Genomic DNA, 14,971 nt, shown 5'->3' with positions numbered 1-14,971 from the left:
GCGACGAGCGGTGCGGCTTCCCGTCACCCCCATCCGGGGACACGAGCGTGTTCATGGCACCGCGGCCGACCGCCAGCAGGAGCCGATCGAGGTCGACGCTATCTCGCGCACTTGACGAGCTTCTTGGGCGGGCGAGAGGCGCAGCGGCAAAAGCGGTGCGCTCACCGGAATAAGCTAAGTATGGCTTTCCGCGATGCGCTGCTCGCTGCCGCCGACTACGTCGGCCCGGCTGACGTCAACAACATCTGCAAGCACTTGCCGGCCGAGTGGATCGAGCAGGCGCTCGCCGCGACCGGTACTGCTACGCTGCGGCGTCGACGCCTGCCTGCCGAGCAGGTCATCTGGCTTGTGCTGGGCATGGCGCTGATGCGCGATCGGCCGATCGAGGAGGTCGTCACCAAGCTGGATCTTGCTCTGCCCGGTGCGAACGGGGCGATCGCCCGCAGCGCCATTCCCCAGGCGCGCGCTCGGCTGGGCGACGAGCCGATGCAGTGGCTGTTCGAGCGCAGTGCCCTGGCCTGGTCGACCCAGAGTGCCGACGCGAATCGCTACCGCGGCCTGGCCGTATACGGCATCGATGGCACGACGCTGCGCGTGGCCGACACGCCGGACAACCGTGCCGAGTTTGGCGGCGCTTCGAGCTCACGCGGTGACAGCGGCTACCCGCAGGTGCGCTTGGTGTGTCTGATGGTGCTGAGCTCTCACGAGCTGGCAGCTGCCAACTTTGGTCCTTACGCAACTCATGAACTGAAGTACGCACGGCCTTTGGTTGACCACATCCACGATCGCTCGCTGACGATCGTGGATCGCGGATTTTTCGGTGCCTCCTTTCTCATCGGGCTGACGAGATCGGGCAGCGAACGACATTGGATGACCCGCGCCCGCTCCACCACCAAGTGGCGCGTGATCAAGCAGTACGGCCCTGACGATGCGCTGGTAGAGATGGCCGTCAGCTCCGAGGCCCGCCGCAAGGACCCATCTCTGCCAAACACATGGCACGTGCGCGCCGTCCGCTATCGGCGACCCGGACATGAGCCCAAGACGCTGCTGACCTCGTTGCTCGATCCAGTGGCCTACGCGGCGAAGGAACTGGCGGCGCTCTACCACGAGCGCTGGGAGCTGGAACTCGCCTATGACGAGCTGAAGACGGAAATGCTCGATCGACGTGAGAGCATCCGCAGCAAGACGCCGATGATGGTGCGTCAGGAGATTTGGGGCCTGCTGTTGGCCTACAATCTCGTCAGGCTGGAGATGGAGCGCGTGGCTGCCGAGGCGCGCGTCCCTCCGACGCGCATCAGCTTCATCATGGCGCTACGTCTCATCCGTGATGAGTGGCTCTGGTCGAGCGACTCCCGTCCCGGAGCCATCCCCGGTCATCTGCACAACCTCCGCCGGGATCTGAAGCGCTTCATCCTACCCCCACGCCGCGCTGAACGAACGTACCCTCGCGCGGTGAAGGTCAAGATGAGCAACTACCCGCGGAAGCGGCCGATCTGAAGGGGATGGAGCTTAACTGACCGGCATTGCTCCTAGCCCCGCCTGCGGCGCTCGGGATCCATTCGGTCGGAAAGACGCTCCACGACGTGAAGAACGACGTGATAGCCGTCCGGCGCCATCAACGCCTGGCGAGAGCCGAACCTGACAGCAGGTATCGTCACCTGGGTGAGGCCGAGACACTGCTGCGCCAGGCGAACAGCCGCATCAAGAGCGCGATGCTGCGTATCTCGCCTTATCGCGAGCCCGAGCTCCAGTCCATCGACGTTCAGCGGTTGGTCACGACTTTCCTGAGCGCGCTCGCGGTCAGACTGCCGGCGTCCATCGCTCTTAGGACGGACCTGGATTCCGCGTCGGCCATGATCGAAGCCGACGCGGATCTGCTCCGACTGGCTCTCGACAATGTCGCGAAAAACGCGGCCGAGGCGATGGGCGAGAGAGGTTCACTCGCTTTCGAATGGATCTATGACCTGGCGTCCAGTCTAGTCGTCATCGAGATCCGGGACACCGGCCCCGGGATCCCACAGAACGTGCTCGCGGATCTGCGCGACAATCGTCCGACCGCGTCTGCGCGCGCCACGGGGTCCGGACTCGGTCTGCACACCGTTCAGCACATCGTGCAGATGCACGGAGGAAAGATGGACATCAGGACAGGTAGCTCGGGGACGGCGGTGACGATCACGCTCATCGCCCAGCGCAACGAGCCCGCCGACTGCGTGAGCCCCGCGGCACGAAAGGACAGGAGGACAGCCGGTGATGATGTCCGGGATCCGCTTGCTATGGGCCGATGATCAGGCTGATTTCGTGAATGCTTTCCGGGATCTGGCGAGCGAGCTCGTCGGCTCCGTTCAATACTGTGGCGACGGTGAAAGCGCGCTTGCTGCCGTCGAGACGTTCTCGCCCGACGTGATGCTCATCGACCTGCAGATGCCACCGGATGAGTGGGGCGGACTCTGGCTATTGCGCGAGTTAGGGGCCGTGCTTAAGTATGTGCCGACGATCGTCGTGTCCGGACAGGGGAGCTTGAAGGAATGCATCGAGGCGCAGGATCTCGGCGCCTTCAGCTACGTCGAGAAGGAGCGGATCGAGCGTGAGCTTCCCCGAAAGCTGCACGGAGCCATCGTACGGCTGGATGCGATCCGGGCCAGCGCTGACTACGTTCGGATCCGCCATCTGGAGCGCACGCTCTACAAGATGGTTGTCACTCTGCTCGCGGAGGAGGCAGAGCGGCGCGGCGACAAAGATATCTTCCGGTCGCTAGTACCCAGGGACATCGCGATGGCGACGTACGGACGCATGTACGACCAGGGGTTTGGCAAGCAGGAGGAGTTCCTGGACCTGCAAGATCTGGCGAAGCTCGTGGAGCAGTACTGGGGTAGCATCCCAGCCTTCGGCGCCCTCGAGCGTGTCGTATGCCCATCCAACCGCGCGCAGCGGGTTGACTGGCTCGAACAGCTCAACGAGGCACGCAAGCTAATTGCTCACCCGCTCTGGGGGAACCTCGACCCTAATGCTCGCAAGTCCATCGCACGCGCTGAAGACATCGTTGCCCGATGGGCCGCGATGCTCGGCTGAACCGGGGAGGTGGGTGCGGTGAGGCGCACCCGGATCGTCGGCGGCGGCGGCGCGGCGGCGATGGCCAGGGTGACGGACCGGCCATCGGCGAGCGACCACGACGCGCTGCCGGTCACCTTGCCGTCGGCCACGCAGCCGAGGAACAGCTCCGCGGCCTTGCACGCGTCGGGGACCGCGAAGCTGCGCTGCTGCGGCTTGCTAACCCGAGCCAGATCGCGACCAGCGCCGCCGGCCGCGCTTGAGTGCACCGTTTCATATCCATACCTCTCGACGCAGGAAAGGGGAGATCGCCTGCTGGGCGGGCATCTGGCGCCGCCGCAGGGGAATCGGGGGATCAGGGGAACAGGACGAGCCGCGCCCCGAGGCTCAGCCAGCCGTGAAACGCTGTCTCGGCGATCCGCCCACTCGCGCCGGGCACCTCGACGCCGTTCAGCTCCGTCGTTATCGACGAGTATTGAGCCAGCGACAGATCGAGCACCGGCCCGGCGCCGAGCGTTCTGCTGAGCCGGAAATCGACGCCCGCCATGAGGTGCCCGAGCTCGACCCCCATCAAGGACATGCTCGCGTTCCCGGCCGGGCCGCGCATCGAGACCGTCGAGATCTCCAGGCCGAGGCCGTAGCCGAGCCAGGGATTGACCTTGCCTGCCGGATGGAGGTGCACCTGCACCTCGGGTCCGAACCGGAAGGTTTGGGCGTCGCAGGAGAGGCCGCTCGAGCTGCACGGCACGTCCGCCGCGCTGCCCGGCCCGCCGAACCCCAGGCCCGCATAGATCCCGAAGAAGAAGCTGTCGCCGGATTTGAAGCCCACGTCGATCAGGACGGGCACCTGCCCTCCGAACGAGCTCGAGAGCTCGTCCGCGCCGGCGCCCGTCGCGTCGCCCATCGGGATCGTGTAGCCCGAGCGGACCGCCATCTGAATCCCCCTCGCCGCCGGCAGGGCGCCGTCCGCAGGCTCCTTCACGGGGGGCGCGTCGAACGGCGAGCGCGGGCCCTCGTGCGGCGCGACGCCCGGCGGCGGCCGAGGCGCGGGCGCCTGCGCGAGGACCGGGCTCGCGAGGAGCAGCGTGAGCGGGAAAGAGAGCGCGGCGAGCGCTATGGGACCCTGCATCAGAGTTGCCATCGGAATACCTCCAGGCCAGCGCGGCGAATGACAGAGAGCTCGTCAGGTGGATCGATGGGCGGGTCGCATCGGCCGGACGAGCGGCAGGCAGCGCGCTCATCTCCTCGACCCAGGACATTCCCGTCGTCGTCTGCCTCAGCCGTCACCGTTCGCAGTTCGTCGTTCGCAGTTCGTCAGCAATCCGCGCACCAGCGCGCCGCGACATGCCACCTCGAGAGGCCCGCGCGCGTCGCCGACGCCGGTATCCGCGCGCGCCTCCCGCGGCGCTGCAGGCCCGACCCGGCGGAGGTGATCGTTCGATCGATCGGATCGATCGTTCGATCCACCGGCCGGCACGCCGGGCGCCACCCCGCGCGGCGCCAGTCCCGGCGCGGCAGCGGGCTCCGGCGCGCGCGATCTCCGGCGAAGGCCGGCGAGCGCACGGCGCACGCCGGCGGCGCCCCCGGGCGGCGCCCGCGGTTCGACGCAGGATCTCCCGCGCGTCCGCGCCGGCATGGTCGTTGCGATGATGGGGCGAGGATGGCCGGACGCCGATGCGCGACGCTCTCGAGCGCGTCGGCAGCTGCGGCGCTCCGCGCCATCGCAGTCAGCGACCGCCACACGCAGCCCTGACGGCGACGGGGATCTCGCGACCTCGTTCGGCGCGATCGACGCCGGCGCCAGGCTGCGCTCCCCGCGCCGAGCAGGCAGAAGGATGGGATGATCAGATGAAGTTCACGTGGTTTCCTCTCGGATTGGCGCTCCTCTTCTCCGCGGGAGCGATGACGACGATCGGATGCGCGTCGCCCGTGAGCTCGCACGACGAGCAGGCGGTCGGGATGGTCAGCCTGCCGCTCGTGACGTCGGCGGGAGGCGAGTTCCGCCTCCATGGCGCCGTGTTCACCATCCACTCGACGAACGGCGCCCACGCCGCCACCCTCGACTCCGAGAGCGAGCCGGGCGCGGAGACGCTGACGGCGACGCTGTTCCAGGGGCCCTACACGGTCCGCCTGGCCGACGGCTGGGAGCTCGCGCGGATCGAGCCGGACGGCACGGAGTCCCCCGCCTCCGCGGCCCTGCTCTCGCCGAACCCGCAGACGTTCGAGATCAGCGCATCGGCGATGACCGACATCTCGTTCACGTTCACGACGGGGCAGGGCACCATCACCCTCGGCGACGGCTCGGTCGGCATCAGCTTCGATGTCGCCCCGAACGACGATCGGGCGGAGTGCAACCTGGTCTCCTCCTATGATTACAACTACTGTCCGTCGGGGCAGACCTGCCTCCTCGCCGACTCGAGCGGCCGCACGTTCTGCGCGTCGCCAGGCTCGCTGCCGGTGGGCTCTCCGTGCACCTCGGACCAGTGCGTCGCGGGCGCCCAGTGCCTCAAGGTGGATCAGGCGAACCCGGATCAAGGCTCCTGCGTGAGGTTCTGCCGCGTGAGCAGCACGACGTTCGGCGTCAACTGCCTGAGCCTCGGCCTCCCGGACAGCGACATCGGCTTCGAGGGGCCGGCGCCCGAGGGGACCTGCGATCTCTTGACCCAGACGGGCTGCGCCGAGGGCGAAGCGTGCCAGTACACCGCCGGCAGCTTCCCGAGCTGCGGTGTCCCGGGCTCGACCCCTCCGGGCGGGACCTGCTCCGGGGAGACCTGCGGGGCCGGGTACGACTGCTATTACGGTACGTGCAGGAAGATCTGCGATGCGAGCACGTGGTATGTCGGCCAGCAGGGCTGCTACTACTGCGAGAACGTGGGCACCGGCAACGCCGGGCGCTGTTACTACTAGCCTCCTCGGCGCTGCCCCGCTCCGCGTCCGCGCCGCGTGGTCGAGGCCGCCCGGCGGCGGGCGCCGAGCGGCGGGGAGGCCCTCGGCTCTGCCAGCCGATGGTGCGCGCGATCGCGCATCGACGCCTATCGTTGCGCCGCTCCGCGATCGTGGGCGACAATGGCGCGGCTCCCACCCCGCGCCCATGCCCTACCTCGTCGTCCGCGAACCCGGCCAGGTGTCGTACACGGTCCCGCTGCGGGACGGCCTGCGCCTCGGCCGGAGCGAGCAGAACGACGTCGTGCTCGACGACCACCAGGTCTCGCGCTTCCACGCCCGGTTCACCCGGTCGGAGCAGGGCTGGCTCGTCGAGGATCTCGGGTCGACCCACGGCACGCTGGTCAACACCGTCAGGATCACGACCCACGCCCTCAAGGCCGGCGACCGCATCCAGGTCGGCAACATCCTGCTCGCGTTCCGCGACGACGAGGAGCCGGAGCTCGTCCACCAGCAGGCCACGGCGGCCTTCGCGCCCGTGCGCGACGACACGGGCCGCCGCCTCCAGCTCGTCTACGAGCTGAGCCGCGCCGCCTTCGACCTCGCGGATCGCGATGAGCTGCTCGGCAGGACGCTGCAGTCCCTCCTCGACGTGCTCGGCTGCGAGCGCGCCCTGGTCGGCCTCCCGGAGCCGGGCGCGCGGGGCTTCCGCCGCCTCGCGCGGACGCGCGGGGGCGGCCCGGGGGCCGACGACATCGCCGTGAGCCGCACCCTGCTCGAGGCGGTCACGGTCCGGCGCGAGGGCGTCATCTCCCACAACAGCGGGGATCGCGGCGCCCCGAAGACCCTCGTGCGGGAGGGGATCCTGACGGCGATGGCGGTCCCGCTCCAGGCGGGCTCGCTCCTCCTCGGCTTCCTTTATGTCGACGCGCGGCCGCCGACTTCGCCCTTCACGCCGCAGGATCTCGATTTCCTGACGGCGATCGGGCACCTCTCGGCGGCGGCGCTCGAGAGCGCGCAGCGTTACCGGCGGATGGAGGCGCTCGCCGAGGCGCTCGGGCCGGGCGGCCCGGCCGCCGAGCTGATCGGCGCGAGCGAGCCGATGCGGCGGCTCAAGGCGCAGATCCAGAAATACGGCGCGTCCTCGGCCAACGTGCTCATCCAGGGCGAGAGCGGGACCGGGAAGGAGCTCGTCGCGCGCACGCTCCACAGCGTGTCCCCGCGCGCGGCGGGCCCGTTCGTGACGCTGAACTGCGCCGCCATCCCGGAGTCGATGGTCGAGAGCGAGCTCTTCGGCTACGAGAAGGGCGCGTTCACGGGCGCCGCCGGGAAGAAGCGCGGCAAGTTCGTGCTGGCCGACGGCGGGACGCTGTTCCTCGACGAGATCGGCGACCTCGACCTCGCGGCGCAGGCCAAGGTCCTCCGCGCGCTCCAGGAGGGGGAGATCCAGCCGCTCGGCGCCGAGAAGGCGGTGCACGTCAGCGTGCGGGTCGTGTCGGCCACGCACAAGGATCTCGCCGAGGAGATCGCGAACAAGCGGTTTCGCGAGGACCTTTATTACCGGCTCAACGTGGTTGAGCTCTCGGTGCCCCCGCTGCGCGAGCGCGGCGAGGACATCGAGCTCCTGGCGCGGGCGCTGCTCAAGGCGGCGGCGTCGAGCATGGGCAAGCGAGAGCTGGAGTTCACGCCGGCCGCCCTCGCGGCCCTGAAGGGCTACGGCTGGCCCGGCAACGTGCGGGAGCTCCGCAACGAGATGGAGCGCGCGGCCATCGACGCCGAGCTCCCGATCGTAGACCTCTACAACCTGAGCTCGCGGCTCCGGAAGGGGCCCAGGGCGGCGCCGGCGCCGCGCGAGGGCGCGTCCCTCGCCGAGCGGTTCGCGGCGCTCGACGTGACGGAGCGGCAGCTCATCGAGGAGGCGCTCAAGGCGGCGCGCGGCAACCTGTCCGAGGCGGCGCGGCAGCTCGGGATCACCCGGGTGATGATCAAGCGGCGCATCGACCGGTTCGGGCTCGGCTTCCGCGACGAGCTCTAAGGCTTCTCTCTCGGCTTCCGCGGCCTCGGGAGGCCGTATTCCTTGATCCGCGAGACCAGCGTGCGCCGCGAGATGCCGAGCAGCTCCGCGGCGTAGGTCTGGTTCCCAACGCACTTCTCCAGCGCCTCGATGATGCGCTGCTTCTCGCTCGGCTCCGCCTGGCGCGGCGGCGGCGCGCTCGCCTCGGCGCCGCGCGGGGCCGCCGGCTCCGGCGGGCCGCTCGACGGCGCGGAGGCCCCGCGCGCCGGCGTGGGGGGTGTTGGGGGCGCGCCGCCACTCCTCATCTTGGCCGGCAGGTGCTCCGGCAGCAGCGTGTCGCCGGCGCAGAGCATGACGGCGCGCTCGATCACGTTGCGCAGCTCCCGGATGTTGCCGGGCCATGCATAGCGCTCCAGGAGCGACAGGGCCTCGGCCGAGACGGCGGGGACGCGCGGCCGCTCGAACGACCGGCTCGCCTTGATCGCGAAGAGCTGGACCAGAGGCGCGATGTCCAGCGCGCGCTCGCGCAGCGGCGGGATCGTGAGCGTGACCCCGTTGAGCCGGAAGTACAGGTCCTCCCGGAACGCCCCCCGCGCGACCTCGGTCTCCAGATCGCGGTGGGTGGCCGACAGGAAGCGGACGTCGATGCTGCGCGGGGCCCGGCCGCCGACGCGGAGCACCTGGCGCTCCTCGAGCACGCGCAGCAGCTTGACCTGCGTGGCCTTGGGCAGCTCGCCCACCTCGTCGAGGAACACCGTGCCCCCGTCGGCGGCCTCGAACAGGCCAGGCTTCGCCTGCAGCGCCCCGGTGAAGGCGCCCTTCTCGTGCCCGAAGAGCTCGCTCTCCAGCAGCGTCTCCGACAGGGCCGCGCAGTTGAGCCCGAGGAAGGGCCCCCGCGCGCGGGCAGGCGAAGAGCGGCGGTGGATGGCCCGGGCCAGCACCTCCTTGCCGGTGCCGGTCTCGCCCAGCAAGAGGACGCTGATGAGGCCCGGGGCGGCGAGGGAAGCCTGCTCGTAGAGCGCGCGCATCGCCGGGTCCCGGAGGACGAGGTCGCCGCCGTCCGGCGGCGCGGCGGGGCGGCCAGGGCCGGCCGGAGGCGCGCTCACGGCCGCCTCGGCCAGGCGGACGACGATCAGGGCGGAGCCCAGGGTGATGCAGTCGCCCGGCGCGATCTCGATGGTCTGCCCGGAGACCTGCCGCATGTCCTCCGTCTTCCCTGTCTCGATGGGCAGGCGCGCCTGGTCGGCGCGCGCGGCGCGCACGGAGATCGGGTTGGTGCCGCCGAGATCCTCGATCCGGAGCGGGGGATCGAGGTGCAGGACGGCGTGCCGGCGCGAGACGGACGCGTGGTTGATGCAGACGCCGTTCTCGGAGGAGCGGCCGATCGAGACCGAGCCGCCCGGCGGCAGCGGGTGGACCACGACGGCGTCGCCGGCGAAGACCACGAGCTCCCGCGCCGCAGGAGAGCGCGGGCCCCCGGCCGCGGGGCGATCGCCCGCGGGCGCCGCCCCGGCCGGTGAATGACGGCCTGAACGATCCGATGTCACCGGGTCGTTCTACCACCAGCGCAGGCGCGCTGGGACCAGCGCGCGCTCGCGAGGCCCGTCGAGCGCGGGGCGGCCTCAGCGCGCCACGCCGGCCGCCTCGAACACGCCCCGGTACGCCTCGTCCACCCCGATGTCGCACCCCACCGACGAGAGCGCAGCGCGATCGCCGGGGCCATAGACCCGGAGCACCCAGCTCCCGTCGGCCTGGCGCGCGAAGACCTCGATGCGCGGCGCCTTCTGCGACGCCAGGACGACCTCCCGGATCGACGCCACGGTCTGGTAATGCGCGAACTTGTCGCCGCGGTCGTACGCCTCGCTCGAATCGGAGAGCACCTCGACCACGAGGACCGGATTCAGGAGCGTGTCGCGCCGCTCGTCCTCGAACTCGGGGCGGCCGCAGACGACGGACCCGTCCGGGTAGACGTAGCGATCCGCGGAGGGGATCTTGATGCGCATGTCGGAATTCAGCGCGATGCACCCGCCCTCGCCCAGCGCGTTGCCGAGCAGCCGGCCGATGTTCGCGGCGACGGCGCTGTGCTCGAAGGTGCCGCCGGACATCGCGAAGATCTCGCCGCCGGCGTACTCGTGCCTCACCTCCGATGCGCGCTCGAGCTCGAGGTACTCCTCCGGCGAGAGCTTCCGTCGCGGTGCCGCCACGCCCATGTGCGACAGTGTCGCGTGGCGGGCCGGAGATGTCCACGCGCAGCCGGGCGAGCCGCCGCGGGGGCGCCGGGGCGCAGGGCGCGGGACCGTCCACCTCTCCCGCCGCTTTTGATACGGTCGTCCGGCGATGGACCGCACGCTCGTCGACGAGGGCAGCTCCTCCCGCGACCCGGGCGTCGTGCCGCTGCCCCCGGGCGGGCTCGCGCACGTCCCCGGCGACGTGCTCGACCGCCGCTACCGGCTCCGCGTCCGGCTCGGCCGCGGCGGCTTCGGCGACGTGTGGCGCGCCGAGGAGCTCCTGCCCGACGGCGCCCCGTTCCGCGAGGTCGCCCTCAAGCTCCTCGTCTCGGACTTCGCCGACGCCGCGGACTGGGCCGACGAGGCCAAGCTCCTCGCCTCCTTCCGGCACCCGTCGCTCGTCACGATCTACGCCGCCGGCATCCTCCACGGCGCCCCGAGGACCCCGTTCGTCTCGATGGAGCTCCTCGAGGGCAGGAACCTCGCCGACCTCATCCGCTTCCGCCGCCGCATCCCCTGGCGCCGCGTCGTCGCCTGGGCCCGCGACGTCGCCGGCGCGCTCGACGTCATCCACGCGCGCGGCGTCGTCCACCTCGACCTCAAGCCCGCCAACCTGTTCCTCACCCAGGACGGCGCCCTCAAGGTCCTCGACTTCGGCATCTCGCGGCGCGCGGGCCCCTCGCCCGGCGGCCCCCTCTCGCGCGCGCCCGGCGCGCCCCCGGCCGTCAGCGTCGGCGGCGGCAGCGGCCGCGCCGCCGGCAGCGCCGACGGCGGCAGCGCCGGCGACGGCGCCGGCGGCGGCGACCTCGGCACCGCCGCCTTCCTCGCCGAGCGCGACGTCTACGCCTCCACCCGCCGCGCCTTCGCCGGCGCGGACAGCCCCGCCGCCGCGCGCAGCGTCATCGGCACGCCCGGCTTCATGGCCCCCGAGGTGCTCGAGATGGCCGAGCCCTCCGCCGCCACCGACGCCTACGCCCTCGCCGTCTGCATCGCGCAGCTCACGACCGGGCGCCTCCCGCACGCCGTGCCCGACGAGCCGGCCGACGGCTCCGACGCGGCGAGCGTCTCCGCCTGGTGGACCGAGCTCCGCGCCGCGACCCTGCGCGGCGCCATGCGCGACCTCGCGGCCGACCCTGCGCGCCTGCCGCGCGGCCTGCTCGCGCTCCTCCGGCGCCTGCTCTCGGTGGACCCCGCGCACCGGCGCGTCGCGCCGGGGCGGCTGAAGCAGCTGCTCGACGAGGTCTGGGAGCGCCCCCACGGCGTCCCGGACCGGCCGTACAAGGGGCTCGCCCCCCTCTCGGCCACCGACGAGGGGCTCCTGTTCGGGCGCGACGACGACATCGCGCGCCTCGGGCGCGAGCTCGAGTTCGAGCCGTGCCTCGTCCTCCAGGGGCCCCGCGGCTCCGGCAAGTCGTCGCTCGCCTCCGCCGGCCTCGTGCCCCACCTCGCCCGCCGCCACGCCGACCACAAGGACGACTGGATCGAGGCGCGCGTCAGCCCCGAAGGCGACCCGGACGGCGCCCTCGCCCGCGCGCTCGCCGCCGTCTCGCCCGAGCTCGAGACCGCCGACCTCGCCGCGCTCACCCGGTTCTGCATGGCGTCCGCCGTCGGGGTCGCGCTCGTCGTCGACCCGATCGCGCACCTCGGCGACGGGCGGCTCGCCGCCCTCGTGGGCGCGCTCGCGACCGGCGAGGCGCGGCGCGGGCTCCGGCTCATCGGCGTGCTCGACGAGGCCGACGAGCGCGCCGCCGCCCTCCTCGCCTCGCCGGCCGGCGAGGGCCTCCGGGCGGCGCTGCGCTACGTGGGGCCGCCCGCCGCCGCCGCCGTGAAGGACCTCGTCGCCGGCCCCGCCAGGCTCGCCGGCGCCGAGGTGCGCGGCCTCGCCCAGGTCGAGGCCGAGGTGCGGCGCGAGCTCCGGAGCGGCGGCGCCGCCCTCTCGTTCGTGGCGCTCGCCCTCGCCGACTGGTGGGCGGCCGCGCGCGACGAGCGCGGCGCCCTCACCGGCGAGGCGTGGCAGGCCCTCGGCGGCGTGCGCGGCGCCCTCGCGCGGCACGCCGACGCCGCCGCCCTGGCCCTCACCCCGGAGGACCGCGCGATCGCCGACGAGGCGCTGCTCCGCCTCGGCGCCGTCGACGGCTCGCGCGTCCGCTGGGTCGAGGCGGAGCTCGTGGAGGCCGTCGGCGCCCCGCCCGCCGACACGGCCCGGGTCCTCGGCGCCCTCGAGCGCGCGCGCCTGCTCGTCCGCCGCGACCTCCGGGTGGAGCTCGCCCACGAGGCGCTCGTCGCGGGCTGGCCGCACCTCGCGTCCACCCGCGCGCTGCACATGGACCGGCTCATCCTGCTCGAGCGGCTCCGCGAGGCCGCCGACGTGTGGGATCGCTCCGGCGAGAACCCCGATTTCCTGCTGCGGCGCGACCTGCTCGACCAGGTGAGCGCGGGCGCCGCCCTCGCCTCGCGGCTGCCGCGGCGCGAGCAGGCCCTCGTGCGCGAGAGCCTCCGGCGCGCCCGCCGCCAGCGCGCCAAGAAGCTCGGCGCGGCCGCGGCGCTCGGGCTCGCCGCCGCGTCGGCGTTCGCGGCGGAGCGGTGGGCCTCGGCGCGCCAGGCGAGCGCCGAGGCGGCGCGCCGCGCGGCCGAGGAGCGCGCCGACCTCGCCGAGCTCATCGGCAAGGCGCGCCGCACCGAGGACCCGTACCACCGCGCCGCGTGGGTCGCCGCGGCGCTCTCCCGGCGCGCGGACGACGCGGCGCTGCCGCTCGACCTCGCGACCGCGGCCATGGGCCTGCCGCGCGCGCACTTCCTGACGGTCGACAGCGTGGTGGGCCCGGCGCTGCCGTGGGACGACCGCTGGGTCGTCGCCGGCGGCCCCGGCGGCGCCCTGCTCGTCGCCGACCTGCGCCCGCCCGACCCGGAGGTCATCGACGACGTCGCGCTCGACGTCGATCCGGAGAGCGTCGACCGCGCCAAGACGCCGCGCGTGATCGCGTTCCGGCCGCACGACGCGCCGCACGTCGAGCGCGTGCCGTTCGCGTTCGACACGGCGGTGGCGACGCGCTCGGTCACGGGCGAGGTCCGCGTCTTCCGGCTGCGGGAGGACGGCACGGTCGCGCTCGCCGCCACCGCGCCGGTGCGGTGCAGCAGCGCCGTGCACGCGGCCGAGGCGGCGCCCGTCCTCGCCTGCTCGACCGACGGCGGGATCGCGCGCTGGGACCTGCGGCGCGGCGGCGGCGCCGACGCGGTCGACCGCCACCCGTTCCGCGGCAACGTGCTCGGCGTCTCGCCCGACGGCGCCCGCGTGGCGGCGGTGCTCGGGCGCCGGGCGCTGCTCTGGGGGCCGGAGGGCGGCGCGGGCGCCGAGATCACCCTGAGCGCGCCCGCCGTGCTCGGGCGCTTCAGCCCGCGCGACCCCGCGATCGCGCTCGTGCAGCAGAGCAGGACGTCGATCTACGCCTTCGACCGGCCCGAGGCGCCGCTCCTCGAGCTCGACACCGACCCGGCGCCCGCGTCGGCGCGCTGGGACGCGGGCGGGCTCGATCTGGGCGTCTGCGGCAGCGGCGGCAGCGTCTGGCACTACCTCCGGAAGGGCGGCCGCGCCCCGGGCGATCCGCCGCCCGAGGGCTCGCCGTGCGAGGCGCCCCCGGGCCAGCGCGCGCCGCGGCCGCTGCGCGCGCGCGGCGACGCGGCCGACATCGCCGAGCGCGACGTCGGCCCGCACGGGCTCGTCGGCGGGTGGCGCCTGCCGGACCGCCGCGTGCTCACGCGCGACCTCATCCTGTTCAGCCCGGGCCCGCCCGCCGCGGAGCGCTTCCTCCGCTTCGAGGGGCAGGGCCCGGCGGGCGGCGCGGAGGGCCGCGAGCCGGGCGCCTCGGCCGCCGCGGTGCTGCGGCGCGGGGGCGCGGTGGCCTTCCAGATCGGCGGCGAGGTGCGCCTCTACGACGAGGGGTCGCGGCGCCGCACGGCCGCGCGGCGGGGCCACCTGCTGCGCGCCTGCGACGACGGCCGCCTGCTCGCGTACCGCAAGGACGAGGGGGTGTGGACGCTGTTCGACGCGGCGACCGGGGCGACGGTCGAGGCGGTGCCGAGGGCGCCCGCGCTCGTGCTCGGCGTCGACGCCGCCTGCCGGACGCTGTTCACGCAGGAGCTCGACGGCAACCTCGTGGCGACGTCGCTCCGCGACCTGTCGTCGCGCACGATCGCGGTGACCGACGGCTACGTCTACGAGGCGCGCCCGAGCCCCGCGCGCGGCGACGTGGGCCCGGGGCTGTGGCTCGCGTTCAGCTCGGGCGCGGTGGCGCGCATCGACGAGGCGCGGGGGGAGGTGCGGGTGCTCGGGTACGCGACGCCGCGGGCGACCGCGATCGCCGACGGCCCGCTGCCGGGCGACGTGGCGTTCGCGGACGCGACCGGCGTCGTCCTGGTCCGCCGCGCCGGCCTCGCGGAGCGGGTGCTCGAGGGCGTGAGCGGGGCGGAGTGGGAGGACCTCTCCGTGGCGCCGGACGGCAGGACGATGCTGCTCGCGTCGGCGGACCGGATCGCGGTGCTCGACCTGGAGCGGCGCGAGATCGTCGGCGCCATGCCGTCGGAGGGCCGCGAGCGGCTCGCGGCGTGGGACGCCGAGGGCTCGGCGCTCTCCTGGTCGTTCGGCCGCGTGGGCGGGCCGGTCGGCGTCGTGGTGCCCCGGGGCCTGCCGCTGGCCCAGCGCGTGGGCGAGGCGGTGTCGAACCTCAGGGCCGAGGGCAAGCGGCTCGTGGCGCGCCACGAATGACCGTGACCCGCGTCACGGATGTCACGGATGGCGCGG

The 14,971-nt window shown here is 73.1% G+C and carries 9 protein-coding genes; 6 read left to right on the top strand and 3 right to left on the bottom strand.

All coding sequences use genetic code 11. The features are described 5' to 3' along the window. Positions 1 to 180: 180 nt before the first annotated feature. The 3 genes from WMF33_RS31640 to WMF33_RS31630 all read left to right on the top strand — a co-directional run bounded on the left by WMF33_RS31640 (position 181) and on the right by WMF33_RS31630 (position 3,069). Positions 181 to 1,497, top strand: coding sequence for an IS4 family transposase (locus tag WMF33_RS31640; protein WP_437332111.1), 1,317 nt, complete (start codon positions 181 to 183; stop codon positions 1,495 to 1,497). 86 nt (positions 1,498 to 1,583) lie between these two features. After that, positions 1,584 to 2,285 carry an ATP-binding protein gene (locus WMF33_RS31635; RefSeq protein ID WP_437332110.1) on the top strand — a complete coding sequence of 234 codons (702 nt, stop codon included), beginning with the start codon at positions 1,584 to 1,586 and terminating at the stop codon, positions 2,283 to 2,285. After that, on the top strand, positions 2,251 to 3,069 hold the full coding sequence (locus WMF33_RS31630; protein ID WP_437332109.1) for a response regulator: 819 nt from the start codon (positions 2,251 to 2,253) through the stop codon (positions 3,067 to 3,069). The genes WMF33_RS31635 and WMF33_RS31630 overlap by 35 nt, the downstream gene beginning before the upstream one ends. A 334-nt stretch (positions 3,070 to 3,403) precedes the next feature. Here WMF33_RS31630 and WMF33_RS31625 read toward each other — a convergent pair whose 3' ends face one another. After that, on the bottom strand, positions 3,404 to 4,189 hold the full coding sequence (locus tag WMF33_RS31625; protein ID WP_437332108.1) for a hypothetical protein: 786 nt from the start codon (positions 4,187 to 4,189) through the stop codon (positions 3,404 to 3,406). Between the two features lie 761 nt (positions 4,190 to 4,950). Between WMF33_RS31625 and WMF33_RS31620 the strand changes: the two genes are divergently transcribed. Both WMF33_RS31620 and WMF33_RS31615 read left to right on the top strand, forming a co-directional pair. Beyond that, the gene (locus tag WMF33_RS31620) at positions 4,951 to 5,955 is read left to right on the top strand and encodes a hypothetical protein (RefSeq protein WP_437332107.1); all 1,005 of its coding nucleotides are present in this window, start codon (positions 4,951 to 4,953) and stop codon (positions 5,953 to 5,955) included. Positions 5,956 to 6,139: 184 nt separating this feature from the next. After that, complete coding sequence (locus WMF33_RS31615; protein ID WP_437332106.1) at positions 6,140 to 7,966, top strand: sigma 54-interacting transcriptional regulator; 1,827 nt, start codon at positions 6,140 to 6,142, stop codon at positions 7,964 to 7,966. Here the strand turns inward: WMF33_RS31615 and WMF33_RS31610 are convergent. Further along, positions 7,963 to 9,492 (bottom strand): sigma 54-interacting transcriptional regulator, encoded by a 1,530-nt coding sequence (locus tag WMF33_RS31610; RefSeq protein ID WP_437332105.1) that lies wholly within the window; start codon positions 9,490 to 9,492, stop codon positions 7,963 to 7,965. The genes WMF33_RS31615 and WMF33_RS31610 overlap by 4 nt on opposite strands. Positions 9,493 to 9,567: 75 nt before the next feature. Beyond that, the gene (locus WMF33_RS31605; RefSeq protein WP_437332104.1) at positions 9,568 to 10,155 is read right to left on the bottom strand and encodes a Uma2 family endonuclease; all 588 of its coding nucleotides are present in this window, start codon (positions 10,153 to 10,155) and stop codon (positions 9,568 to 9,570) included. A 127-nt stretch (positions 10,156 to 10,282) separates the two neighbouring features. Here WMF33_RS31605 and WMF33_RS31600 point away from each other — a divergent pair, with 127 nt between their 5' ends. Continuing rightward, complete coding sequence (locus tag WMF33_RS31600; RefSeq protein ID WP_437332103.1) at positions 10,283 to 14,935, top strand: nSTAND1 domain-containing NTPase; 4,653 nt, start codon at positions 10,283 to 10,285, stop codon at positions 14,933 to 14,935. Positions 14,936 to 14,971: the final 36 nt, after the last annotated feature.

It is taken from the genome of Sorangium sp. So ce394 (assembly GCF_051474665.1).
In the GTDB taxonomy this organism is placed as follows: Bacteria; Myxococcota_A; Polyangia; order Polyangiales; family Polyangiaceae; genus Sorangium; species Sorangium cellulosum_D.
The sequence above is the reverse complement of the archived record's forward strand: the minus strand, read 5'-3'. Positions and strand labels throughout refer to the sequence as shown.